Here is a 23,816-nt window from a genome sequence, read left to right as displayed (position 1 = left end):
TGTTGCGTGCATACTGTTTATGCCGCATACTGTCTGTCACATACACAGAGAGGGGTCGCCATGACACCCACCATCGAGGTCGCCGGCCTCGGGAAGACCTACGGCTCCGAGCGCGTGCTCCACCGGCTCGACCTCTCGGTCGACGGCGGCGTGCTGGCACTGCTGGGCCCGAACGGCGCGGGCAAGACCACGCTCGTGTCGATCCTCACCACGCTCGTGCGGCCCGACAGCGGCACGGCGCGCGTGCTCGGCCACGACGTCGTGCGCGAGGCAGCGGCCGTGCGCCGGCTCGTGCGCGTCACCGGCCAGTCGTCCTCGCTCGACGAGCTGCTCACCGGCCGCGAGAACCTCGTGCTGCTCGGCAGGCTCCTCGGCCTCGGCCGGCGCGCCAGAGGCCGCGCCGATGAGCTGCTCGAGCGCCTCGACCTCACGACGGCGGGCGGCCGGTCGGTGCGCAGCTACTCCGGCGGCATGCGGCGGCGCATCGACCTCGCCGCGAGTCTCATCGCCCCCGCGGGGGTGCTGTTCCTCGACGAGCCCACCACCGGCCTCGACCCCAGCAGCCGCGCCCGCGTCTGGGAGGACGTGCGCGCGCTGGCGACGGCCGGCACCACGGTGCTCCTCACCACCCAGACGCTCGACGAGGCCGAGGCGCTCGCCGACCGCATCACGGTGCTCCACCACGGCCGCATCGTCGCCGACGGCACGGCCGACGAGCTGACCGCCCTGGTAGGCGGGCAGACGGTCGTGCTGCTCGACGCGAGCGGCAGCGTCATCGGCCGATCCGAGACCGACGGCACCCCGGCATCCGTCGCCCGCGCGCTCACCGCCCTCGACCGCGAGCACCTCGCCAGCGGCGACGGCGAGGGCACGCGCATCGAGCTGCGCTCCCCCACCCTCGACGACGCCTTCACGGCGATCACCACCTCCCGACCCCGAGAGGAGGTCGCAGCATGAGCACCGCGACCCTGCACACGCCCCGACAGCCTGCGCACGAGCAGAGCCCGGCAGCACGCACCGCCGGCAGCTCGCCGCTGGCATCGAGCGGCATCTTCATCGGCCGCAGCCTCCTGCACAGCGTCCGCGACGGCGAGGGCCTGATCATGGCCATCGCGCTGCCGGTGATCCTGATGCTGCTGTTCACCACCGTCTTCGGCGGCGCCATCCAGGGCGACGGCGGCTACATCGACTACGTCGTGCCCGGCATCATCCTCATCTGCGCGGGCTTCGGCGCCGCCTCGACGGCCGTCTCCGTCAGCCGCGACATGACCGCCGGCGCCATGCTGCGCTATCGCACCATGCCGATCATCGCGGCGACCGCGATCGTCGGCCACGTGGTGGCGAGCGTGGTGCGCAACCTCATCGCCACGGCCATCGTGATCGGCGTGGGGCTGCTGATCGGGTTCCGACCCACGGCGGATGCGCTGGGCTGGCTGGGTGCGCTCGGCATCGTGACGCTGTGGATCCTCGCGGTCACCGCCGTCTTCGCCCTCATCGGGCTCGTCGCCGGCAGCCCGGAGGCGGCGAACGGCTACGGCTTCCTGATCCTGTTCCTGCCCTACGTCTCGAGCGCCTTCGTGCCGATCGCGACCATGCCCGAGTGGCTGCACGGCGTCGCCCAGCACCAGCCGGTCACGCCGATCATCGAGACCATCCGCGGGCTGCTGATGGGCGGTGAGACGCGGGCGCTCGAGGCGGTGCTGTGGTGCGCGGGGATCCTGCTGGTCGCGGCGGTGCTGGCTGCCTGGCGCTTCCCGCGGACGCGCGTGCGGTAGCGCCTCCTACCGCGCTGGGGCGCGGAGCGCGTGCAGCGGGCACGCGGCCGGGCCCTCCAGACGGCTGCCGTCGGGGGCGAAGCGGGAGCCGTGCGCCGTGCAGTCCCAGCTGCGCTCCTCGGCGTTCCAGCGCACGAGCGCGCCGACGTGGGGGCAGTGCGCAGATACGCGCTGCGTCGCTCCGTCCACCGTCGAGGTCGCGACGAGGCGAAAGCCGTCTCGGCCGACGCGACCCTCGCCCTCAGGCGGCGTCGATGCGGGCGCGAGCGCAGCAGCCAGGCGGCGGGCCTGCGTGCTCGCGACGGCGCCGAGCGTTCCGGTGAGGTGTCCCGCCGCGGCGGGCGTCGTGCCGCGTCGGCGCAGCGTGCGCGCCCACTCGGGCTCGCGCCCGGTGATGCGGCCGGTGAGGGCGAGCGCGCTCATCGCCCCGCCGGTCATCCCCCACTTGTCGAAGCCGGTGGCCAGCAGCACGCGGCCGCGGGATCCCGGCCGGGCACCGATCCAGGGCAGCCGGTCCGGCGTGCGGTAGTCCTGCGCGCTCCACACGTGCGTGCGCTCCGCACCCTGCCAGTGCTGCAGCACCCAGTCGTCGAGCTCGGCCACCAGCCGCCGCGGGTCGGCATGCCGGCCGACCACGTGGCCGACGCCGCCGGCGACCAGGAGCGTCTCGCCGTCGACGCTGGCCGTCCGCAGCGAGCGCGACGGCGCATCCACGCTGAGCGCCATGACCTCGGGGAGCCCACCGGCGACGCGGTAGGCGGCGGCATAGGAGCGGTGCGCCTCGAGGGGCGCAGCGGTGAGCCTGGCCGGCACGGGAGCGCCGGTCGCGAGCACGGCGAGATCGGCGTGCCACTGACCCGCGTCGGTGTCGAGGCGCAGGCCCTCGCCCGTGGCGTGCGCACTGCGCACGGCGGCGCGCATGATGCGGCCGCCGCGATCGCGCAGCTCCTGCGCGAGCACGGCGAGCACCGTCATCGGCTGCAGCTGCGCCTGCTGCTCGAGCCGGATCGCCCCGGCCACCGGGAACTGCAGCGACTCCGCGCCGCCCTGCTCGACCGGCAGACCGAGGCTGCGCGCCGCCTCCAGCTCACGCTCGAGCCCGGCCGCACCCTCGATGCCGGAGGCGTAGGACACCGCCGGCATCCTCTGCGTCGGCTCGCCCCGCTCCTCGAGCAGCTCGAGCAGCCGCCGCTGACCCTCGAGCGAGCCGTCGACGAACGCCCGCGCCGCCTCGGCCGACGCCAGCGCCAGGATGCGGTGCAGCCGGTCGCCCTGCAGCAGGCTCAGCTTGGCGGTGGTGTTGCCGGTCGCGACCGCACCGACCTCGCGCGCCTCGAGCACGACCACGCCCATGCCGCGACGGGCGAGCAGCACGGCGGTCATCAGCCCGGTGATGCCGGCGCCGACGACGGCGACGTCCGTGCGCCTGGGCGCCTCCTCGTCGAAGCCGATGGTGGGGCCGGTCGCCTGCCAGAGGGAGCGCATGTCCCCCACTCAACGCGGCAGCGGCGGGATGCGCAAGGGGCGGGGATCCAGGTTGGATCCCCGCCCCTTGCGCGGCCCGGTCAGCGCTGGGCGCTGCCGTCGACGTAGTCGGTGTCGGGCTGCTCCCACGCGAACAGGCCGCGCAGCTTCTTGCCGGTCGCCTCGATCGGGTGACCCTCGGCCTTGGCGCGCAGCTCCTTGAACTCGGGGCCGCCGGCGTCCTGGTCGCCGATGAAGCGCTCGGCGAAGGCGCCCGACTGGATGTCCTTCAGCACTGCCTGCATGTTCTCCTTGACGCTCGGGTCGACGACGCGCGGGCCGGAGACGTAGTCGCCGTACTCGGCCGTGTCGCTGACCGACCAGCGCTGCTTGGCGATGCCGCCCTCCCACATGAGGTCGACGATGAGCTTGAGCTCGTGCAGCACCTCGAAGTAGGCGATCTCCGGCTGGTAGCCGGCCTCGGTGAGCGTCTCGAAGCCGTACTGCACGAGCTGCGAGACACCGCCGCAGAGCACGGCCTGCTCGCCGAACAGGTCGGTCTCGGTCTCCTCGGTGAAGGTCGTCTTGATGCCGCCGGCGCGCAGGCCGCCGATCGCCTTCGAGTACGACCAGGCCGTCTGCCAGGCCGAGCCCGAGGCATCCGACTCGACGGCGACGATCACGGGCACGCCGCGGCCGGCCTCGAACTCGCGGCGCACGGTGTGGCCCGGGCCCTTGGGCGCGACGAGCACGACGTCGATGCCCTCGGGTGCGTCGATGTAGCCGAAGCGCACGTTGAAGCCGTGGCTGAAGAGCAGGGTCTTGCCCGACCGCATGTGCTGGGCGACCTCGTCGTTGTAGATGTGGCGCTGGAACTGGTCGGGCGCGAGCAGGACGACGACGTCCGCCCACTCGGCGACCTCGGCGGGCGTGCCCACCTCGAAGCCGGCCTCGGTCGCCTTCTGGCGGCTCTTCGACTCCGGCTGCAGGCCGACGCGCACGTCGACACCCGAGTCGCGCAGGTTCTGTGCGTGGGCGTGGCCCTGCGAGCCGTAGCCGATGATGGCGACCTTCTTGCCCTGGATGATGCCGAGGTCGGCACCGTCGTCGTAGATGACCTCAGTCATGGTGACTCCTTCATGTTCGTTCGGATGTTCGTGGTCGCGCGCTGCTCGCAGGTGCGGTCGCGCCTCAGGCGCGGTCGCCCTTGAGCACGCGCTCGCTGATGGACTTGCCGCCGCGGCCGATGGCCAGCAGCCCGGACTGCGCGATCTCCTTGATGCCGTAGGGCTCGAGCAGCTTCAGCAGCGCCTGGCACTTCGGCGAGTCGCCCGTGACCTCGATCACGAGCGCGTCGGTGGTGACGTCGACGACCCGGGCGCGGAACAGCGTCGCCGCCTCCAGGATCTGCGAGCGCGTCGCGTTGTCGACCTTCACCTTGACGAGCATGTGCTCGCGCTGCACCGACTGCTCGGGCTCGAGCTCGACGATCTTGACGACGTTGACGAGCTTGTTCAGCTGCTTCGTGACCTGCTCGAGCGGCAGCTTGTCGACGTCGACGACGACCGTGATGCGGCTCAGGCCCGGCACCTCGGTGCGGCCGACCGCGAGCGAGTCGATGTTGAAGCCGCGGCGGGCGAAGAGCCCGGCGACGCGGGTCAGCAGACCCGGCTTGTCCTCCACCAGGAGGGACAGGACGTGGGTGCTCATCACTCCTCCTCCCACACCGGGCTGTGATCGACGGCGTACTGCACGAAGGAGTTCGAGACCCCCTGTGGCACCATCGGCCACACCATCGAATCCTTCGACACGATGAAGTCGATCACCACGGGCCGGTCGTTGGTCTCGAGCGCGAGCTTGATGGCCGGGTCGACCTCCTCGGGCTTCGTGACCCGGATGGCGAGGCAGCCGTAGGCGTCGCCGAGCTTCACGAAGTCGGGGATCATCTTGGCGTCGGAGCCCGTCTCCAGGTCGGTGAAGGAGTGCCGGCCCTCGTAGAACAGGCTCTGCCACTGCCGCACCATGCCGAGCGACGAGTTGTTGATGATCGCGACCTTGATGGGGATGTCGTTGAGCGTGCAGGTGGCGAGCTCCTGATTGGTCATCTGGAAGCATCCGTCGCCGTCGATCGCCCACACCACGCGGTCGGGCTCCGCAACCTTCGCGCCCATCGCCGCGGGCACGCCGTAGCCCATCGTGCCGGCGCCGCCGGAGTTGAGCCACGAGTTGGGGCGCTCGTACTTGATGAACTGCGCCGCCCACATCTGGTGCTGGCCGACGCCCGCGGCGTAGATCGCCTCCGGCCCGGTGATCGCGCCGATGCGCTGGATGACGTGCTGCGGCGAGAGCTTGCCGTCGCTGGGCTCGGTGAAGCCGAGCGGGAAGCGCTCCTGCAGGCCGTGCAGCCGCTCCCACCAGTCGGTGAGATCGGGGCGCTCGTCGACAGCGAGCTCCTGGAAGGCGATCGACAGGTCGGAGAGCACGTCGCGCACGTCGCCGACGATCGGCACGTCGGCCGTGCGGATCTTGGAGATCTCGGCCGGGTCGACGTCGACGTGGATCACCTTCGCGCCGGGCGCGAACTCGTGCACCTTGCCGGTGACGCGGTCGTCGAAGCGCGCGCCGAGGGCGATGATGAGGTCGCACTCCTGGAAGGCGAGCACCGCCGGCACAGCGCCGTGCATGCCGGGCATGCCGAGGTGCTGCGGGTGCGAGTCGGGGAAGGCGCCGCGCGCCATCAGCGTCGTGACGACCGGCGCACCGGTCGACTCGGCGAAGTCGAGCAGCTCGGCCGAGGCCTTCGCGCGGATGACGCCGCCGCCGACGTACAGCAGCGGGCGCTGCGACTGGGAGAGCAGCTGCGCGGCGGCGGTGATCTGCTTGCCGTGCGCCTTCGTGACCGGGCGGTAGCCGGGCAGGTCGAGCTTCTCGGGCCACACGAACGGCGCGCTGTCCGCCTGCGCGTCCTTCGTGATGTCGACCAGCACCGGGCCCGGGCGGCCGGTGGAGGCGATGTGGAAGGCGGCCTTGATGGCGGCCGGCACGCCCTCGGGGCGGGTCACCTGGAAGGTGTGCTTCGTGATCGGCATCACGATGCCGGTGATGTCCGCCTCCTGGAACGCATCCGTGCCGATCAGGTGACTGAAGACCTGCCCGGTGATGGCGACCATCGGCACCGAGTCCATGTAGGCGTCGGCGATGGCGGTGACGAGGTTCGTGGCGCCCGGGCCGCTGGTGGCGAGGCACACGCCGACCCTGCCGGTGGCGGCGGCGTAGCCCTCGGCGGCGTGCCCGCCGCCCTGCTCGTGGCGGACGAGGATGTGGCGGATGGCGCTCTGCTGCATCAGCTCGTCGTAGAACGGGATGATGGCGCCGCCGGGAATGCCGAAGACGTCGGTGACGCCGAGCAGCTCGAGCGACTTGAGGACGGCGCCGGATCCGGTGAGGATGGGCGGCTCGGCGCTGCGAGGCGGCGCAGGCCGTGGGGTGATGGTCATGGCTCTCCTGGGCTCGATGCCTGGATGCGTCAGCCCGTAACCGCGCCGGTGGCGGCGGATTGCACGAGCTTCGCGTACTTGGCGAGGACGCCGCGCGTGTAGCGCGGGGGCAGCGGCTCCCAGCCGTCACGCCGGGAGGCGAGCTCTGCCTCGTCGACGATCAGGTCAAGCGAGCGAGCGGCGATGTCGACCTTGATGCGGTCTCCGTCGCGCACGAAGGCGATCGGACCGGAGTCGACCGCCTCAGGGGCGATGTGGCCGATGCACAGGCCGGTTGTGCCGCCCGAGAATCTGCCGTCGGTCAAGAGTAGTACATCCTTGCCGAGGCCTGCGCCCTTGATGGCGGCGGTGATCGCGAGCATCTCGCGCATGCCGGGGCCGCCCTTCGGGCCCTCGTAGCGGATGACGACGACGTCGCCGGCCTTGACCTCGCCGGCCGTGAGCGCGTCCATGGCGGCGCGCTCGCGGTCGAACACGCGGGCGGGGCCCTCGAAGACCTCGGCGTCGAAGCCGGCGGTCTTGACGACCGCGCCCTCGGGGGCGAGCGTGCCCTGCAGGATCGTCAGGCCGCCGGTGGCATGGATGGGGTCCTCGATGGCGCGCACGACGGTGCCGTCGATGGGCTGCGGGTCGAGCTCGGCCAGGTTCTCGGCGAGCGTCTTGCCGGTGACGGTGAGCACGTCGCCGTGCAGCAGGCCCGCGTCGAGCAGCGCCTTCATCACGACGGGCATGCCGCCGACGCGGTCGAAGTCCTGCGCGACGTAGGCGCCGAATGGCTTGACGTCGGCGAGGTGCGGCGAGCGGGCGCCGATGCGGCGGAAGTCCTCGAGGGTGAGCTCGACCTCTGCCTCGTGCGCGATCGCCAGCAGGTGCAGCACGGCGTTCGTCGAGCCGCCGAGCACCATCGCGACGGTGATGGCGTTCTCGAACGCCTCCTTGGTGAGGATGTCGCGGGCGGTGATGCCCTTGCGCAGCAGCTCGACCACGGCGGTGCCCGACTGACGGGCGTAGTAGTCGCGGCGGCGGTCGGCCGACAGCGGGGTCGCCGAGCCGGGCAGGCTCATGCCGAGCGCCTCGGCCACGCAGGCCATGGTGTTGGCGGTGTACATGCCGCCGCAGGCGCCCTCGCCGGGCGCGAAGCCGCACTCGATGCGGTGCAGGTCCTCGGCGGAGATCTTGCCGGCCTTGAAGGCGCCGACGGCCTCGAAGGAGTCGATGATCGTGAGCGACTCGGGGATCGTGCCGTCCTCGAGCTTCGCGAAGCCCGGCGCGATCGAGCCGGCGTAGACGAACACGCTCGCCAGGTCGAGGCGGGCGGCGGCCATCAGCATGCCGGGCAGCGACTTGTCGCAGCCGGCCAGCAGCACGGTGCCGTCGAGCCGCTCGGCGTTGACGACGACCTCGACCGAGTCGGCGATCACCTCGCGGGAGACGAGCGAGAAGTGCATGCCCTCGTGGCCCATCGAGATGCCGTCAGAGACCGAGACGGTGCCGAACTGCAGCGGGTAGCCGGCGCCGGCGTGCACGCCCTCCTTCGCCGAGCGCGCGAGGCGGTCGAGCGAGAGGTTGCACGGGGTGATCTCGTTCCACGAGCTCGCGATGCCGATCTGGGGCTTCTCCCAGTCGCCGTCGCCCATGCCGACGGCGCGCAGCATGCCGCGGCTGGTGGTGGCTTCGACGCCGTCGGTGACGGCGCGGGAACGCGGCTTGATGTCGATCTCTGGCATGTCCCGATCCTACGCCGGGGGTGATGTCAGATTCCTCCCGCACCCAGATCGACGTGCTCTCGCTGTGCCATGTTCAGCGGAAGGGTCTACCGTCGGTTGCATGATCCAGGTCGGCCTGAGCACGATCTCCGTCTTCCCCAAGGGGGTCGAGGACGGCTTCCGGCTCTCGCGCGAGGCGGGCTTCGACGGTGTCGAGGTGATGGTCACGACCGACGCGAAGACCCGCAGTCCCGAGAAGCTGCTGGAGTACGCCGAGCGCTACGAGCAGCCCATCATGGCCATCCACGCGCCGGTGGTGCTGCTGACCACCTTCGTGTGGGGCCGCGACCCGTTCACGAAGCTCGACCGCTCGGCGCAGCTCGCGGTCGATGTCGGTGCGCCAACCGTGGTCGTGCATCCGCCCTTCCGGTGGCAGGGCAAGTACGCGAGGACGTTCACGGATGCGGTGCGCGCGACGGAGCAGAAGCACGGCGTCGAGGTGGCGGTGGAGAACATGTTCCCCTGGGCCGCCGGCGGCATCGACCGGCAGGCGTACCTGCCGGGCATCGACCCGAGCGAGATGGATGTCGACCACGCCACGCTCGACTTCTCGCACTGCGCGCTCGCCAAGCGCGACTCGATGCAGCTCGCGCTCGACCTGGGCGATCGACTGCGGCACCTGCACCTCACGGATGGTGTTGCGGCGGAGGAGGGCCGCGTGTTCGACGAGCACCTCATCCCCGGCCACGGCAACGAGCCGGTCGCCGAGGTGCTGCAGATGCTCGCGCAGCAGCAGTGGAGCGGCCAGGTGGTCGCAGAGATCAAGACCCGGTACGCGCGCAACGAGCGCGACCGGCTGCGACTGCTCACCGAGACGCTCGAGTTCGCCCGCGAGCACCTCGCGATCGACGAGCCCGCCGAGTCCGAGGCCGAGCCGGTCTCCTCCGCTGACCCCTCCGCCTGAGCCGTCCGCGCCCGAGGCGCGTGGTTAGGTATACGGCAGGTTGCGCTGCGGGGTCGATCCGAAGAGCCAATCGCCGTATACCTTTTTCGCTCGCTGCAACCGCGTGAGCGTCGGCTCAATCTCCGGTCGGCCCCGATCGAGCACGGCCACGTCAGGGCGGGTGGCCTGCCAGGTCTGCCAGCGCCATGTCGACGTGCGCTTCCTCGTCAGCGCTTCAAGCGCAGGAGCGCGCGCTCCACATCCCGCCGGACGCCCTCGTGCCCTGCCCCCAGTCCTGATCGGAACGTCCTGACACGGTCACGACAGTTGCTTCGCTTCCCGCAGCGCAGCGATCCGGATGCCCTCGCCGTTGCGCCATCGCCCTCTGGATCCTGCCGAGAAGAACCGGTCGTTGGCGAACAAGCCGCCAACGTCGAGCGAATCAAGGATCGATTCGATCTCCCAGACCGCCGCCTCATCGTCAGGGATCCGCTCAGCGGCGGATGCGACCAGGAAGACGAGCACCACCCGCAGCGATCCGCTCGAGATCTCATCAAGCAGGTCTCGGACTCGAACCGGGGGCTCGCTCCACCAGTCCGCCGCGACAGCGTCGAACTCATCGCTGAGCCTCAGCGCCGTCGTCCGCTCTCGCTCCGTAAGCGGGAGCCCAGCAGCCATCCGGCGTTCCGAGACGCGCACGACCTGCGACTCGGTCATGAGACGCAACGCGAAGGCAGTCTGAACGGCTTCCTCCGTGAGGGCAGCGATCGGCGTCGCTGCGACGACGACATCTGCGACCATGCGAAACCCATCTGAGCGTGGGGCTCACATCATCTGAGCCGACCATTCATCGTGCACCCTAGCCGCACTTCCGCGCTACGAGACGTGGGGCGCGACCAGGGCGACGAGCGCGCCCCGGTCGGGCTTGCGCATCCGCCCCCGCCTGGGCAGCGCGCCGATCGCCACCACCAGATCGGGCAGCGCGCCGTGGTCGATGAGGCCCGGCAGCGCCGCCGCGACGCGTCGGGCCAGCGGATGCGCAGGGTCGGCCGGGAGATCTTCCGGTGCACCCTCGGGCACCACCGCGACCACGACGCGGTCGTCGCCGATCGCGTCGGGCACGCCCACCATGGCGGCGTCGGCGACGCCCGGCAGCGAGGCGATCACCGGCTCGTACAGGCCGACGTAGATGTTCTGGGTGCCGCGCAGCAGCATGTCCTTCTTGCGACCCAGCAGCGTCAGCCGGTCGCCGTCGATGCGCGCCAGATCGCCCGTGCGCACCTCGCCGAGCTCGCGCGGCAGCTCGTGCACGTACGCGCGGGCCAGGCCGGGTCCGGCCAGCACCAGCTCGCCGTCGTCGATGCGGGCATCGACGCTCGAGGCCACGCGCCCCACGTAGTCGCCCTCGCCGCTCGCGTGCAGCTTCTCGGCACCGTCGGCGATCGCCACCGGCAGGATCTCGCTCATGCCGTACACGCAGCGGATGCGTGCGTCGGGGAAGCGCGTCAGCGCGCGCTCGATGAGGGGCGGCAGCACCGGCGCGCCGCCCAGCGCGATCAGGCGCACGGCGCTCTCGTACCGCTCGGCGCCGGCGGCCCGCCGCTCGTCGAGCTCGCGGAGCATGGCGTCGAGGCCTGCGGGAGAGGCGAAGATCGCGTCGGCGGCGCCCAGCAGCGGCAGGTACCGCGCGGGCGAGGCGGCCGGGTCGAGACCGGCAGGCGGCAGCGTCCAGTGGCTGCCGGCGATGAGCGCCGGCAGGCCGATCATGAGCTGGTCGGTGAGCACGCGCAGCCCGGGCTCGAGCCCGAGGCCGGCACGGATGTCGGCGAGGCCTGCGCCGAGGGAGGCGAGCGTGTGCAGCACGGTCTTGGGCTCACCGGTGGTGCCGGAGGTGAAGATGAGCAGCGCATCGGCGGCGGGGTCTGCCGGCGGCAGCGCGCGCGGTGCGGTGCGCGCCAGCCGGTCGAGCCGCAGCGCGCCGCGCGGCGCGCCGGGCAGCGCGCGGCCGGTGACGATGTGGCGGGCGTTCGGCAGCAGCTCGCGGTAGGCGGGCAGGTCGACGCCGCGGCTGCGGGCGATGCGGCGCAGCCCCGGGGCGGAGACCAGGTGCAGCAGCGACTCGGCGGCCGTCCACTGCGGCTGCGCGAGCGCCAGCCTGGCGGCGAGCAGCTCGGGCCCGGCGCCCAGGTCGACGAAGGCGATCTGCCCGCCCGCCCGGCACACCGCGAGCGCCAGCACCACGGCGTCGACCGACGGCCGCACCGAGAACGCGACCCGATCGCCCGGCCGCATGCCGGCATCCGCCAACCCCGTCGCCGTGCGCTCGATGCGCTCGCCCAGCTGCGCGAAGTGCAGGGTGCGGCCGCCCCCGGTGATCGCCGGCAGCGCCGCGTGCTCGCGGGTGGCGGCCAGGACGGCCTCGAGCATGCTCACGGGCGGGCCTCCAGGATGAGTCGTGCATAGCCGGGCAGCAGCTGGCCGCGGGCGGGCGTGCGGGCCGTGACACGCACCTGACGGCCCGATGCCTCGACGCGGCGCAGGGCCGCGAGCGCCAGCCGGATCTCGGCCATCGCCAGCGGCGCCCCGATGCAGAAGTGCGCGCCGGCGCCGAACCAGAGCTGCTTGAGGCTCGCCGCCCGGTCGCTCGCGGGGTCGAAGCCGCCGGCCGCCCGGTCGGCCGCGTAGGTGGCGATGATCACGCGGTCGCCGGGCGCGACCCGCAGCGCGCCGACCGTGCGCTCGGCGATCGTGGAGCGCAGCATGACCGGCGTCGGCGTCGTCCAGCGCAGCCCCTCGGCGATCGCCCGCTCGGCGCCGGCCTCATCGCGCGCCTCGCGCAGGGTGCCGCTGTCGGCCAGCAGCGCGACGATGCGCGGGATCGCCGCGGCGATCGTCTCGGTGCCGGTGAGGATGAAGGCGCCCACGGCGCCCAGCGCCTCGTCCTCCGAGAGGCCGAGCCCGCGCAGCCGCCCCGGCAGGGTCGACTCGTCGCCGCGGTAGGCGGCGGCCGCGTGCTCGCCGAGCGAGTCGAGCACCGCTCGCGCGCTGCGCACCTGGGCGGGGCTCAGCGTCGGCCGCGTGAGCCGCACCATGCCGGTGATGCCGGCGATCTGCCGGAAGAGCCGGTCGTCGACGGCCTCGCGCTCGAGCCCGACCAGCAGCGCGATGGCGGCGCTCGCCGACCGCCGCGCATGGGCGGCCAGGTCGACGCGCTCCCCCGCGAGCAGCCGCCGCTCGACCGCTGCGGCCCCGGGCCCGAGGCTCTGCTGCACGAGCGGCTCGACGAACGAGGGCGAGAAGATCGGCGCGAGCCGGCGCCGCAGCGCTCGGTGGTCCTCGCCGTGCATGTTCACGAGCACCCGGGCGCCGAGCACCGGCGTCCACAGGTCGCTCGAGGCGCCCGGCCCCTGCTTCGAGAAGCCCTCGCCGTCGAGCAGCACCTGCCGCGCGAGCGCGGCATCCTTCACCACCACGCCCAGGCCCGGCACCCGCCGCACCGGCCCCGGCACCGCCTGCAGCAGCGGGTAGCCGATCGGGTGCACCGCGCGCATCAGCCGCTCGTCGCGGCGCATCGCGAGCGCCAGCCCGCGCCGGCGGTCCGTCCCGCTCATCGGATGTCCACGTGCTCCGGCCGGTACGCGTGATCCTTGTACCAGAGCAGCGTGTTCTTCAGCCCCCACGCCTGCACACGCCGCGAGGAGCCCCGCACGACAACGTCGCGCCGGCGCGCGTAGTTGCCGGTCAGCCGCCGCACGGCGTTCACGATCGCGCGATCCTCGTGCAGCTCCTCGATCGCGGTGCGAGGGAAGCCGCCCGCCGCGACGTACATCGCCGCGGTGATCGCCAGGTTGCAGCCCGGCGCCATGACGTACGGGCCGTGGAACTGCGGGCCGTTGTTGTCGGGCCTGACGACGCCGAACCCATCCGCCACGTGCACCGCGCCCATCAGCAGCGTGCGCAGCACCGGCCCGAGCCCCTCGTCGTGGCGGGGCACGAGGCTGCCCGCGACGAGCTCGAGCCCCAGGCCGCCCGCGCCCCTCGGCGTGAGGGCGTGGCGGATGCGTGCAGTCCAGTCGAGCCGCGGGATGCAGTCGGCGTCGGTGCGCGCGAGCATCGTCGCGCCGGCCGCGATCGCCGCCCGCATGCCGGTGTCGGCCGCCGCGCCGGTGCCCTTCTGCGGCTCGTCGATGACGCGCCAGCGGTCGAGCCCGCGCTCGCGTGCGAACGCCTCGATCACCGCGCGCGAGCCGTCGGTGGAGCGGTTGTCGACGAAGATCGCGTCGAAGTCGCCGTCGCGCTGCGCCGCCAGCTGCCGCAGCGTGGGCGCGATGCCGCGCGCCTCGTCGTAGACCGGGACGACGACCGCGAGCCGGCCCCGCGCATCCGTCGGCCCTTGGCCGCCGCGACGGAGCGCCCCGTCCGCCGCGGTCACAGCCGCACCAGCCGTCCCGCTCACAGCCGCACCACCGCGGCGCCCAGGCTGATGCCGCCGGCGAGGCCGACCAGCAGCAGGAGGCTGCCCGGCCCGACGAGTCCCTGATCGAGCGCCGTGCGCAGCTGGATCGGCAGGGTCGCCGAGGCGAGGTTGCCGTGCTGCGCGACCGTCGGCAGGATCATCTCGACGCCGAGGCCCAGCCGGTCGGCGATCGGGCCGAGGTGCGGCTCGGCCACCTGGTGCATGAGCACGAGGTCGAGGTCGGCTAGCGCGATGCCGCTGCGCGCCAGCAGCCCGGTGACGAGCTCTGGCCCGAGCGCCAGGAATGCCCGCTGCAGGCCGCGGCCGTCGATGTCGAAGTAGGTGGCCTCGGGGTCGCGCGGTCGCATCGAGCCGCCCATGGGCAGCGTGCCGATCGACCAGTGGTGGCTGGCAGCGGAGAAAGCCATCTCGACGATGCCGGTGTCGGCCGCGGCACGGTCGGCACCCACCGGATCAGCACTCACGGCACCGGCGCCCGCGGAACCGGCGCCGCCCGGCCGTGCCGACGCATCCGTCGCCTCGAGGATGAGCGCGGCGCCCGCATCGCTCATCGTGTAGCCGGGGAACGAGCGCACGAACTGGTGGCGGTCGGCGACCCGCCAGCGCACCGCGCTCGTCGGTGTCTCGCCGCTGGCGATGAGCACCCGCCGGGCCTGGCCGCTGACGATCATGGCGTGCGCGACCTGCATAGCGTTGAGCACCGAGTTGCAGGCGTTCTTGACGTCGAACACCGGCACGCCCAGGCCCAGTTTGTCGTTCACGATGTGGCTGGTGGCGGGCTCGATGAGATCCTGGCTAGCGCTCGCGAAGATGAGCAGGTCGACCGGCTCCGGCGATGCCGCGAGCGCCTCGCGGGCGGCCGCGACCGCGAGATCGGAGGCCTGCTGGCCCTCCTCGCGCTCGTGCACCCGGTCGACGCCGGTCATGCGCCGGATCAGCCCGACCGGCAGCGCCACGCCGGGGTTCTCGTCGCGCAGCCGGCGCTCGGTCTGCTCGGTCGTGCGGATGCGCTGCGGGAGATGGGTGCCGACGGCGGCGATGGCAGAGGTGGTCGGCACACGCGTGAGCGTATCCGCTGAGCTGGCGCACGCCGGACGGCGCGACCTTGTCCGCGGGCCCGCGCCCACCTATCGTCGACGCCATGGTCGAACCCCGCTCCTGGCAGTCCGAGACCGCACGGCTCGGGAACGCCGATCCGACCGAGCCCACAGCTTGGTTCGAGCGGCTCTGGGCGGCCGCCGACCACGGCGACATCACGATGCCGTGGGAGCGGGACGCGCCGCACCCTGCACTGGCATCGTGGATGGGCGCCCCTGATCCCGGCACCGCGAGCGGCGCCGCCGTCGTCGTCGGATGCGGGCTCGGCGCCGATGCCGAGCACCTGTCCAGGCTCGGCTACACGACGACCGCCTTCGACATCTCGCCGACCGCCGTCGCCGCGGCCCGCGACCGGCGCCACGGCTCGGCGGTGACGTACGCCGTCGGCGATCTGCTCGATCTGCCGAACGAGTGGATCGGCGCGTTCGACCTCGTCGTCGAGATCTACACAGTCCAAGCCGTGCATCCCAGCGTCCGGAAGGAGCTCACCGCCGGTGTCCGCGCACTCGTGGCGCCCGGCGGCTCACTGCTGGTGGTGCAAGCCATCGCCGAGCGGGAAGGCGAGGGCGGCCCGCCGTGGCCGCTGCACCGGCAAGAGATCGAGGCATTCGGACAGGGCGGGCTCACGGCCGTGTCGGTGGAGGAGTTCGCGGCGCCCGATTCCCCCAGCCGGCTGGGCGTGTGGCGGGCAGAGTTCCGGCGCGCGTGAGGCGCTACTCCGGCTCGTTCCCGGAGCCCCGCCCGAGCAGGAACGGCGTCGTCACGCCCTCGTACATGAGGTGCGTCACGAGCCCCTCAACCGCGTGCGGCAGCGTGTGGCAGTGGTCCATCCAGATGCCGGGGTTGTCGGCGACGAAGGCGACGTCGTAGCTCTCGCCGTGGCCGACGTCGAGCGAGTCCACCCACCACGGGCTCCCGGTGGCAGCGACCCCGTCGCGCGCGAGCACCACGACGTGGTGACCGTGCAGGTGCATCGGGTGCACCTCGCCAGAGCCGTTGGTGATGCGCATCTCCACCACGTCGCCCTCCCGCACCATGTACATCGGCACGTCGTCGCCCATCCGCCCGTTGATGGTCCACCAGATGCCGGGCACGCCGGCGAGGAAGCCGGGAGCGCGGCCGATGTCGTAGGCGAAGCTCCGGTCGGGCCGCGTCGGGTCGAAGCCGAGCGGCGCCAGGGTGCCGTAGTGCAGCAGGTCGACGAGCTCGGCGGGCGCGGGGACCGTCGGGGCCTCGGCATCCGCCGGGCCGACGAGCAGCGAGACGCCGAGCGCCTGCACGCGCACGGCTCCGGAGGCCGGCACCGTCACCTCGAGGTCGATGCGTCCTCCAGCGCTGACCTGCAGCCTCTGCCGCTCGAGCGGGGTCGGCCCGTGCAGTTCGGTGCCGTCCACCGCGAGCACGCGGAAGGGTCCGCCGCTCACCCAGACCGCGGTCGGGGTGCTGTCGGTGTTGGCGACGCGCACCCGCACCGCATCCCCCGGCCCTGCCTCGTGCCGCACCTCGCCGGCCGTGCCGTTGAGCGTGCGTGAGGTGCCCGGGTAGGTGTGCAGCAGCGCGACGGCGTCGGATGCGGTGCCGCCTGGCTCGTCCGGCTCATCGGGATCGCCCGGCTCATCAGCCCCGTCCGGCCCGTCGGCGCCACCCGGCTCGACCGGCTCGACGATCAGCGCCCCGAACATGCCGGCCACCACCTGCTCGTGCGAGACCTGGTGCGAGTGGTACCAGTAGCTGCCGGCGTCCTCGGCGACGAAGCGGTAGGCGAAGCGCTCGCCGGGCAGCACCGCATCCTGCGTCACCCCGGCGACGCCGTCCATGGCCGCCGGCACGTCGACGCCGTGCCAGTGCAGGGTCGCGCCGCCCGCCACCGACTCGTTGACCAGCACCACCTCCACCAGCTGCCCCTGCCGCAGGCGGATCTCCGGGCCCGGCGTGACGGCGTTGAGCGTGATGCCGTCGAACGACTCCCCCGACGGCAGCGTCACGCTCTCGGCGCGCGCGACGAGCTCGACGTGCACGTCTGGCACGCGCAGCGGGTCGGCGACCAGCTCGGTGACGGGCACGGCGGATGCGTCGGGGCCGTCCCCGTCGTCGCCTACGCCGTGCCCGTGGTCGGCGTCGGCGCTGGTGGTGCCGTCGCCGGTGTCGGGCACGCCCATCGCGAGCGCCGAGTAGGTCGCCGGGCGCAGGCTCGACCACCACATCGTGCCGACGGCGACGAGCGCGGCGAGTGCGACAAGCCCGGCCAGCACGCGCCCGATGCGCCCGGCCCGCGAGCGGCGGGTCGGGCGCACCGGAGGCTCCTGCGCTGTGCCGGGCGGCCCGGCGTCAGCCGACGCCGACGGAGGTGCGGGGCGCCTCGGCGGCGACCCGTGCCGGCGCCTTCGCCCGCATGCCCGCCAGGAGTGCGGCGCCGAACAGCAGCAGCGCGTTCAGGCCGTGCAGGAACGCCAGCGCCGACATCTCGTGGCCGAGGATGCCGAGCGTCACCTGCAGCGCGACGAGCACGAGCACGACCACCGCCCACATCACACCGCGGGGAACCTTCGCGAAGAACGACACGACCAGCAGCAGGATCGCCACCACCGGGATGACGTACATGCCGTTCATGCCGTGGATCATGAAGCCCAGCGCCTCGGGGAAGGCGGGCGGCGCGTTCGGGTCGAGGGTGCCGCCCTCGCCGATGTAGATCGCCAGGCCTGAGGAGAGCCAGGCGTGGGAAGCGGCCTGCAGCATGACGAGGCCGCAGATGACGAATGCGAGGACGCGATAGGTCGTGCGCATGTGATTCCTCCATTGGAACCGGATGCCCGGATCGGGCGCTGCTGAGGTGCCGAGCGTGCTCGGCGCATCGCGATGCGTGCTGCGTCGCGGCAGGAGAGGCGGCTCGTCAGCGCGCGACCGATGACGAACAGCGTTATCTTCGCCCTGCGCCGCTGCCGTGTCAATGCGCGCCGGCGCAGGATCTGCTCAAGCCACGGCTGGGGTGGGTGCCAGCGCGTCGAGCGCGCGGACGCGCTCGCCCGTCTCGCGGCGCCGCGCCGCGCGCACGGCCAGATAGGCCGCGAGCAGCCCGAACCCCGCGAACAGCAGCAGCATCGCGACCGCGCCGCCGGCGCCGCCGGCGCCGGCCGAGACCGCCTGCAGCGCATCGACCGCGTGCGTCATCGGCAGCGCCGGCGCGATGGCGGCGAAGCCCTCGCCCAGCACCTCGCGCGGCACGAGTCCGCCGGCGGCGACCGCCTGCAGCGCCAGCAGCACGAGCGAGACCACCGCTCCGACCGGCCCCCACCAGGCGACCAGCGCCACGTGCAGCAGGGTCGCGACCGCCGCGAACAGCAGCGCGATGCCGAGCGTCGCCGGCGCCGAGGCCCAGGCCACCCCGCCGATGGCGTGCACGACGAGCGTCGCGAGCACGGCCTGCAGGCCGACGACCCAGGCGGAGCGGATCAGCAGGGTCATGAGCACGCGGCCGTCGGACTCCGCCGAGGCGAGCGTGCGCCTGGCGGCGCGCAGCAGCACGAGCACCAGCGCGAGCGCGCCGAGCCACAGGCCGATCGGCACGGCGATCGTCGCCACGCGCGCCTCGCCGGTCGGCACGGCGTGCTGCTGGGCGAGGTCGAAGCCGATCGGGTTGGTGGCGACGTCGGAGAGCTGCGCGAGCTCGGCGTCGCTGAGCTGCGGCATCTGCGCGATGCCCTCGCGCAGCCCGTCGGCCAGCTCGGTGCCGCCGTCGCCGAGCTGCGCGGCGCCGGTCTGGGCCGAGCGCGCACCCGCGGCGAGCTGCACCGCGCCCGATTCCAGCTGGCCGAGGCCGCCGGCGAGCTCGCCGGTGCCGTCGGCGAGCTGCTGCGCCCCGGAGACGGAGGCGCCGAACTGCCCGTCGAGCTGGCCGAGGCCGTCGGCGAGCTGCGATGCGCCCTCGCGCAGCGCCGGCGAGCCCGCCGAGACCTGCGCCGCGCCGTCGGCGAGCTGCGATGCGCCGTCGCGGAGGCCAGCGCCGCCGGCGATCAGCTGCGTCGCGCCGGCGTCGAGCTGGTCGAGGCCGGCGGTGGCCTCCCCCAGGCCGGCGGTGAGCTGCCCGGCGAGGTCCTGCTGATCCAGCTGCTGGAGCCCGCCGGCCAGCTGCCGCGCGGCCTCCAACGCCTGCGGGTCGGTGGCGGGGTCGGCCTCGAGCGCCGCGAGGAGCTGTGCCGCGCCCGTGCTCGACTGCCCGATGGCGGTCTCGAGCTGGCCGATGCCGCCGGCCGCGACCGCTTCGTCGAGCCCTGCAGAGATCTGCGAGGTCGCCTGCTGCACACCGGCGGCGAACCGGTCGACGCCGGCGGTGTACTGCGCGACGCCGTCGCTCAGCTGCGCGGCACCACCGGCGAGCTGGTCGACGCCGCCGGTGTACTGGTCGACGCCGTCGCTCAGCTGCGCCGAGCCGTCGGCGAGCTGCCCGATGCCGCCCTGCGCGGTGCCGAGCCCGGCGGCGAGCTGCTGCCCGCCGTCCGCGAGCTGCGCAGCGCCGTCCTGCGACTGCCCCGCGCCGTCGGCGAGCTGGTCGATGCCCCCGGCGAGGTCGCCCAGGCCGGAGGCGAGGTCCGCGCCTCCAGCCCCCAGCGCATCCCCGCCGTCCGCCGCGGCACCGAGCTGCTCTGCGATCGTACCCATGCCGCCGTAGATGCCCGAGATGAAGCCGTTCGTGACCATGTCGCCGAATGAGTTCATGATCGCCTCCCCGGTCTCGGTCGCGAGGCTGGTCGCGAGCCCGCTGGAGCTCGCGTCGGTGACGATGCGGATGCCCGCCTGCTGCGGCTCCTCGCCCTGCAGGCTCAGCACCCGCTGCGAGAAGTCGGCGGGGATCGTGACGATCGCCTGCACCTCGCCGGCCGCGAGCGCGTCGGCGGCATCCTCCTCGTTCAGGATGCGGATGGCGAAGCCGTCGTCCTCGTCGGCGACCAGGTCGGTGACGACCTGGCGCCCGGCGAACATGCTCGATTCGGTGCCGTCGGCGGCGGTGGTCGTGAGCATCTCGTCGAGGTTCACGACCGCGGCCGGCACGTCGCGCTCGCCGTCGGCGGCCGGCCCGAACGACCAGGCGGCGAGCGCGGCGATCGCGAACGGGGTCGCTGCCGCCGCGGTCAGGGCGACGGCCTTCTTCAGCCCAGAGGGCGTGAACCCGAAGGAAGTGGACACTGGGCTCATCGGTCTGCTCCCGTGGTCGCGAGATCGCCGGCGGGGGCGTCGCTGTCGGTCGGTGGGTGGGCGGATGCGGCTGCGGCCGCCGCGCGGGCCGCCTCGGCCTCGCGCGGCTCGTCCAGGCGGTCCTCCGCTGCGGCACGGTCTTCAGCTGCAGCACTGGCCGGGGCGAGCTCGATCGCCGCCCGGCCGTGCGCCTCGGGCGATGCCTCGCTCGTGACGATGGTCACGTCGTCGCCGCCCAGCCGGGCTGCGATCGCGGCCGCGCCGGTGGGCGCGCCGCCGGCGGCGTCGATCCAGAGCAAGCTCGGCGTGCGCTCCATCGCGATGGCCAGCAGCACGGCGGCGCGCGCGAGCGGCGCGAGGCGCGCCATGGGCGCCGCGGCGTCGATGGGCGTGCCCGCCGCGATGCCGGCGCGCTCGACAAGGGTGCTCGCCCGGCGGTCGAGCACCGTGCCGATCGCGAAGGGCGAGCGCAGTGCGAGCGCTGCCCGCGCGGCCTGGTGGGCGGATTCCTGGTGGCTGCCGGATCCTGCCAGGTCGAGATCGACCAGCGCCATCCGCTGCCGGATGGTCGCCGCGTCGCCCGGCAGCGCGGCGCCGCCGAGGTGGGCACTGCCGGTCGCGCCGATGTCGCTCAGCAGCGCGTGCGCGAGGCGCTGCCGCTCGGCGAACGAGCCGTCGAGGCGCACGACCGCGCCGCGCGGGGCCGTGAGCGTCCAGGACTGCTCGCCCGGCAGGTCGTGCCCCAGCTCGGGGCGCAGCCGCTCGAGCGCGAGGTGACCGCCCGCATCCGCCGCCCAGGCCAGTGCGGCGCGGTGCCGGCCGAGGCTCTCGCCCTCGACATCCATGTTCGGCAGGATGCGGTCGAGCCACCTCGGCAGCCACCAGGCGCGCTCGCCCATCAGGGTCATGAGCGCCGGCACGAGCGTCATGCGCACCAGGAAGGCGTCGATGGCGACGCCGAATGCGAGCCCGAACGCGATGGCCTTGATCATCGCCATGCCCTCCGGCACGAACGCGAAGAAGACGAAGAACATGATCAGCGCCGCCGCGGTGACGACGCGGGCGTTGGCGGCGAAGCCGTGCCGCACGGCGCTCCTCGCCCTGTCGGGATCGGACGGGTGCCCGTGGGCGTAGGCCTCGCGCATGCCGCTGACGAGGAACATCTGGTAGTCCATCGCCAGCCCGAACAGCACCGACATCGTCAGCACCGGCATGAACGACAGGATCGGACCGGCCTCGAAGTGCAGCAGCTCGGCGGCCCAGCCCCACTGGAAGATCGCCACGGTCGCGCCGAAGGCGGCCAGCACCGAGAGCACGAAGCCGAGCGCCGCCGTGAGCGGCACCAGGATCGAGCGGAACACCAGCAGCAGGATCAGCACCGAGAGCGAGACGACCACGGCGCCGAAGGGCACGAGCGCGTCGGCGAGGCGCTGCGAGAGGTCGATCTGCACGGCGGTCATGCCGGTGACCGCCATCGGCGTGGCGTGCTCGGCCTCGATCGCGGGCGCGAGCTCGCGGAGTGCGTGCACGACGTCGACGGTCGCGACGTCAGCGGGCCCCGTGGTCGGGATCACCTGGATGATGGCCGTGTCGACGGTCGCGTCGGGGAAGGCGCCGGCGATGCGGTCGACGCCCGGCACCTGCTCGAGCTCGTCGGCGACCGCGTCGATCGTGCCCATGACGTCGGTGACCTGCGTGATGTCGAGCATCACCACCAAGGGCCCGGTGGTGCCGTCGCCGAAGGCCTCCTGCAGCGTGTCGTTCGCGATGCGCTGCGTGCTGCCGGCGGCCTCGCGGCCGTTGTCGGGCAGCGCGAGCTGCAGGGAGGCGACCGGCAGCGCCGTCACGACCGTCACCGCGACGACGCCCAGGATGGCCAGCAGCGGACGCTTCGAGACGGCGGTGACCCAGCGCATGCCGAGCGTCGGCTCCGCGTCGACGTCGCGCAGCGCCAGCCGGTGCGCGCGGCCGCCGGCCTTCGGCCGCAGCCGCTCGCCCGCGAGCGCCATGATCGCCGGCAGCAGGGTGGTGGCCGCGGCGATGGCGACCGCCACCGAGCCGGCGGCGCCGATCGCCATCACCGACAGGAACGGGATGTTCACGATCAGCAGGCCCACGAGCGCCACGATCACCGTGATGCCGGCGAAGACCACCGCCGTGCCCGAGGTGCCGACGGCGAGCGAGCCCGAGGCGATCACGCCCATGCCGCGCGCCAGCTGCGAGCGGTGCCGGGAGAGGATGAACAGCGCGTAGTCGATGCCGACGGCGAGCCCGATCATCAGCGCCATCAGCGGCGCAGAGTTCGAGACGGTGACCAGCGCCGAGGCGCCCAGCACGCCGCCCATGGTGATGCCGACCCCGACGAGCGCGGTCAGCAGCGGCATGCCGGCGGTCAGCAGCGACCAGAACGTGACGAACAGCACCACGCCGGCGAAGACCACGCCGAACACCTCGACGATGGTGACGCCGACCGACTGCGACTGGAAGACCTGACCCCCGAACTCGACCTGCACGCCCGACGCGCGCAGCGCATCCGCCGTCGCCACCACCTCGTCGAGGGTCGTCGGCTTCGCGCCGTCGGTGGGCTCGAACTGCACGAGCGTGTACGCGACCGTGCCGTCGGCGGAGATCTGGTCGTTCGCGAACTCGCTCCACGGGTCGACCGCCTGCGCCACCAGGTCGATGTCGCCGATCGCCTCGGCCTGCCGCTCGATGGCGTCGCGGTGCGCCTCGATGCCGCCATCGGCGGAGAGCACGACCTGCACCGAGCTGCCCGCGACTTGCGGGAAGACGCTGCCGAGGTGGTCGAGCGCCTCCTGCGACTCGGTGCCGGGGATGTCGAACGACTCCTGCATGTTCGGACCGAGCGCGAACGCGCCGCCGAGCACGCCGGCGAGGGCGATCACCCAGGCGATGATGACGAACCAGGCGCGGCGCATGGATGCGGCGCCGACCCGCGAGAGCCAGGTGGCCATCAGGCGTCCTCTCCGGCGGCGACGGCCTCGGGCATGCACAGCTCGAGCAGCGTGTCGATGAAGATCTCGCGCATCTCCTCCGGGCTGGGGTGCTCATGGGTCGTGTCGACCGCGTCGGCGAGGATGAACGCGACGCCGGCGAGGCCGATCGAGAGCCGCGTGAGGCTGCGCGTGGTGGGCGCCTCGAGCACCAGGGTCGAGGCGATGGTGTCGACGATCGCGTTGCCGCGCACGATCGCGGGCACCTCCTGCAGGGCGCCGCGCTGCGTGACGAAGATCGACACGGCGGCGCTGTGCGCCATGAGCGTGTCGACGAAGCGGGTGACGAGTGCGGGGGCGGCGGCGACCTTGTCGTCCTTGGCGGCGGGCAGCGCGTCGATGAGCGCGCTCAGCGCGTCCATGGTCGGCTGCATCGCGGCCTCGAGCAGCGCTTCCTTCGAGTCGAAGTGGTAGAGCACCGACGACTTCGAGGTGCCGACGTCGTCGGCGATCTGCTGGATCGAGCTGCCGAGGTAGCCGTAGCGGGCGAAGCGCTCAAGCGCGGCCTGGAGGATCTCATCGCGAGTGGTCACGTGACACCACTGTACTGACCGATCGGTCAGATGTCGACCGATCGGTCAGTCTGACTCGATCCTGCGCCGTCGTCGGGCGGATGCGTCGGCTCGCGTCCGGTGTTCAGGTCGCCGCCGAT

General features: G+C 72.9%; 19 protein-coding genes. 4 read left to right on the top strand and 15 right to left on the bottom strand.

Annotation, left to right across the window (positions count from 1 at the left end; genetic code table 11):
- Positions 1–60: 60 nt before the first annotated feature.
- Both BM288_RS09190 and BM288_RS09185 read left to right on the top strand, forming a co-directional pair.
- Entirely contained in the window at positions 61–957 is an 897-nt protein-coding gene (locus BM288_RS09190; RefSeq protein ID WP_092918189.1) for an ATP-binding cassette domain-containing protein, read from the top strand.
- Positions 954–1,775, top strand: a complete 822-nt coding sequence (locus tag BM288_RS09185; RefSeq protein ID WP_092918187.1) for an ABC transporter permease — start codon at positions 954–956, stop codon at positions 1,773–1,775. The genes BM288_RS09190 and BM288_RS09185 overlap by 4 nt, the downstream gene beginning before the upstream one ends.
- Positions 1,776–1,781: 6 nt before the next feature.
- On the opposite strand, the gene BM288_RS09180 is transcribed toward BM288_RS09185, so the two are convergent.
- From BM288_RS09180 to ilvD, 5 genes are all read right to left on the bottom strand, one after another.
- Entirely contained in the window at positions 1,782–3,260 is a 1,479-nt protein-coding gene (locus BM288_RS09180) for an FAD-dependent oxidoreductase (RefSeq protein WP_092918185.1), read from the bottom strand.
- 80 nt (positions 3,261–3,340) lie between these two features.
- On the bottom strand, positions 3,341–4,366 hold the full coding sequence (ilvC, locus tag BM288_RS09175) for a ketol-acid reductoisomerase (RefSeq protein ID WP_092918183.1): 1,026 nt from the start codon (positions 4,364–4,366) through the stop codon (positions 3,341–3,343).
- 64 nt (positions 4,367–4,430) lie between these two features.
- Complete coding sequence (gene ilvN, locus BM288_RS09170; RefSeq protein ID WP_092918181.1) at positions 4,431–4,949, bottom strand: acetolactate synthase small subunit; 519 nt, start codon at positions 4,947–4,949, stop codon at positions 4,431–4,433.
- On the bottom strand, positions 4,949–6,736 hold the full coding sequence (locus BM288_RS09165; RefSeq protein WP_092918179.1) for an acetolactate synthase large subunit: 1,788 nt from the start codon (positions 6,734–6,736) through the stop codon (positions 4,949–4,951). The genes ilvN and BM288_RS09165 overlap by 1 nt, the downstream gene beginning before the upstream one ends.
- A 29-nt stretch (positions 6,737–6,765) precedes the next feature.
- The gene (ilvD, locus tag BM288_RS09160) at positions 6,766–8,463 is read right to left on the bottom strand and encodes a dihydroxy-acid dehydratase (RefSeq protein ID WP_092918177.1); all 1,698 of its coding nucleotides are present in this window, start codon (positions 8,461–8,463) and stop codon (positions 6,766–6,768) included.
- A gap of 100 nt (positions 8,464–8,563) precedes the next feature.
- Here ilvD and BM288_RS09155 point away from each other — a divergent pair, with 100 nt between their 5' ends.
- Positions 8,564–9,406: a sugar phosphate isomerase/epimerase family protein gene (locus tag BM288_RS09155; RefSeq protein ID WP_092918175.1), complete on the top strand. Its 843-nt coding sequence runs from the start codon at positions 8,564–8,566 to the stop codon at positions 9,404–9,406.
- A gap of 297 nt (positions 9,407–9,703) precedes the next feature.
- On the opposite strand, the gene BM288_RS09150 is transcribed toward BM288_RS09155, so the two are convergent.
- The 5 genes from BM288_RS09150 to BM288_RS09130 all read right to left on the bottom strand — a co-directional run bounded on the left by BM288_RS09150 (position 9,704) and on the right by BM288_RS09130 (position 14,920).
- On the bottom strand, positions 9,704–10,186 hold the full coding sequence (locus tag BM288_RS09150; protein WP_092918173.1) for a hypothetical protein: 483 nt from the start codon (positions 10,184–10,186) through the stop codon (positions 9,704–9,706).
- Between the two features lie 75 nt (positions 10,187–10,261).
- Positions 10,262–11,812 (bottom strand): class I adenylate-forming enzyme family protein, encoded by a 1,551-nt coding sequence (locus BM288_RS09145; protein ID WP_092918171.1) that lies wholly within the window; start codon positions 11,810–11,812, stop codon positions 10,262–10,264.
- 2 nt (positions 11,813–11,814) lie between these two features.
- Positions 11,815–12,996, bottom strand: a complete 1,182-nt coding sequence (locus BM288_RS09140; protein WP_318255451.1) for a cytochrome P450 — start codon at positions 12,994–12,996, stop codon at positions 11,815–11,817.
- Positions 12,993–13,817: a glycosyltransferase family A protein gene (locus BM288_RS09135; RefSeq protein ID WP_092918169.1), complete on the bottom strand. Its 825-nt coding sequence runs from the start codon at positions 13,815–13,817 to the stop codon at positions 12,993–12,995. The genes BM288_RS09140 and BM288_RS09135 overlap by 4 nt, the downstream gene beginning before the upstream one ends.
- Positions 13,818–13,837: 20 nt before the next feature.
- The gene (locus BM288_RS09130) at positions 13,838–14,920 is read right to left on the bottom strand and encodes a 3-oxoacyl-ACP synthase III family protein (protein WP_092918167.1); all 1,083 of its coding nucleotides are present in this window, start codon (positions 14,918–14,920) and stop codon (positions 13,838–13,840) included.
- Positions 14,921–15,003: 83 nt separating this feature from the next.
- On the opposite strand from BM288_RS09130, the gene BM288_RS09125 reads away from it, so the two are divergent.
- Entirely contained in the window at positions 15,004–15,669 is a 666-nt protein-coding gene (locus tag BM288_RS09125; protein WP_092918165.1) for a class I SAM-dependent methyltransferase, read from the top strand.
- A 4-nt stretch (positions 15,670–15,673) separates the two neighbouring features.
- On the opposite strand, the gene BM288_RS09120 is transcribed toward BM288_RS09125, so the two are convergent.
- The 5 genes from BM288_RS09120 to BM288_RS09100 form a co-directional block, all read right to left on the bottom strand.
- A complete protein-coding gene (locus BM288_RS09120; protein ID WP_318255450.1) occupies positions 15,674–17,254 on the bottom strand; it encodes a multicopper oxidase family protein in 1,581 nt (526 codons plus the stop codon).
- 34 nt (positions 17,255–17,288) lie between these two features.
- Entirely contained in the window at positions 17,289–17,744 is a 456-nt protein-coding gene (locus BM288_RS09115) for a DUF6220 domain-containing protein (RefSeq protein WP_092918163.1), read from the bottom strand.
- Positions 17,745–17,930: 186 nt separating this feature from the next.
- Positions 17,931–20,150 (bottom strand): YhgE/Pip family protein, encoded by a 2,220-nt coding sequence (locus BM288_RS09110; RefSeq protein ID WP_092918161.1) that lies wholly within the window; start codon positions 20,148–20,150, stop codon positions 17,931–17,933.
- Positions 20,147–23,125 carry an MMPL family transporter gene (locus BM288_RS09105; RefSeq protein WP_092918159.1) on the bottom strand — a complete coding sequence of 993 codons (2,979 nt, stop codon included), beginning with the start codon at positions 23,123–23,125 and terminating at the stop codon, positions 20,147–20,149. The genes BM288_RS09110 and BM288_RS09105 overlap by 4 nt, the downstream gene beginning before the upstream one ends.
- Entirely contained in the window at positions 23,125–23,697 is a 573-nt protein-coding gene (locus BM288_RS09100) for a TetR/AcrR family transcriptional regulator (protein ID WP_092918157.1), read from the bottom strand. The genes BM288_RS09105 and BM288_RS09100 overlap by 1 nt, the downstream gene beginning before the upstream one ends.
- Positions 23,698–23,816: the final 119 nt, after the last annotated feature.

Origin of the sequence: Agrococcus baldri (assembly GCA_900114805.1) — a bacterium.
Taxonomy (GTDB): Bacteria; Actinomycetota; Actinomycetes; order Actinomycetales; family Microbacteriaceae; genus Agrococcus; species Agrococcus baldri.
This window is presented reverse-complemented; position numbering and strand designations above follow the sequence as displayed.

What these genes read in the sequence shown, in the direction of transcription:
- BM288_RS09115 (WP_092918163.1), bottom strand. Translation starts at nt 17,744, where the DNA reads ATGCGCACGACCTATCGCGTCCTCGCATTCGTCATCTGCGGCCTCGTC.
- BM288_RS09180 (WP_092918185.1), bottom strand. Translation starts at nt 3,260, where the DNA reads ATGCGCTCCCTCTGGCAGGCGACCGGCCCCACCATCGGCTTCGACGAG.
- BM288_RS09155 (WP_092918175.1), top strand. Translation starts at nt 8,564, where the DNA reads ATGATCCAGGTCGGCCTGAGCACGATCTCCGTCTTCCCCAAGGGGGTC.
- BM288_RS09110 (WP_092918161.1), bottom strand. Translation starts at nt 20,150, where the DNA reads ATGAGCCCAGTGTCCACTTCCTTCGGGTTCACGCCCTCTGGGCTGAAG.
- BM288_RS09150 (WP_092918173.1), bottom strand. Translation starts at nt 10,186, where the DNA reads ATGGTCGCAGATGTCGTCGTCGCAGCGACGCCGATCGCTGCCCTCACG.
- BM288_RS09105 (WP_092918159.1), bottom strand. Translation starts at nt 23,125, where the DNA reads ATGGCCACCTGGCTCTCGCGGGTCGGCGCCGCATCCATGCGCCGCGCC.
- BM288_RS09140 (WP_318255451.1), bottom strand. Translation starts at nt 12,996, where the DNA reads ATGAGCGGGACGGACCGCCGGCGCGGGCTGGCGCTCGCGATGCGCCGC.
- ilvC (WP_092918183.1), bottom strand. Translation starts at nt 4,366, where the DNA reads ATGACTGAGGTCATCTACGACGACGGTGCCGACCTCGGCATCATCCAG.
- ilvD (WP_092918177.1), bottom strand. Translation starts at nt 8,463, where the DNA reads ATGCCAGAGATCGACATCAAGCCGCGTTCCCGCGCCGTCACCGACGGC.
- BM288_RS09185 (WP_092918187.1), top strand. Translation starts at nt 954, where the DNA reads ATGAGCACCGCGACCCTGCACACGCCCCGACAGCCTGCGCACGAGCAG.
- BM288_RS09145 (WP_092918171.1), bottom strand. Translation starts at nt 11,812, where the DNA reads ATGCTCGAGGCCGTCCTGGCCGCCACCCGCGAGCACGCGGCGCTGCCG.
- ilvN (WP_092918181.1), bottom strand. Translation starts at nt 4,949, where the DNA reads ATGAGCACCCACGTCCTGTCCCTCCTGGTGGAGGACAAGCCGGGTCTG.
- BM288_RS09190 (WP_092918189.1), top strand. Translation starts at nt 61, where the DNA reads ATGACACCCACCATCGAGGTCGCCGGCCTCGGGAAGACCTACGGCTCC.
- BM288_RS09125 (WP_092918165.1), top strand. Translation starts at nt 15,004, where the DNA reads ATGGTCGAACCCCGCTCCTGGCAGTCCGAGACCGCACGGCTCGGGAAC.
- BM288_RS09165 (WP_092918179.1), bottom strand. Translation starts at nt 6,736, where the DNA reads ATGACCATCACCCCACGGCCTGCGCCGCCTCGCAGCGCCGAGCCGCCC.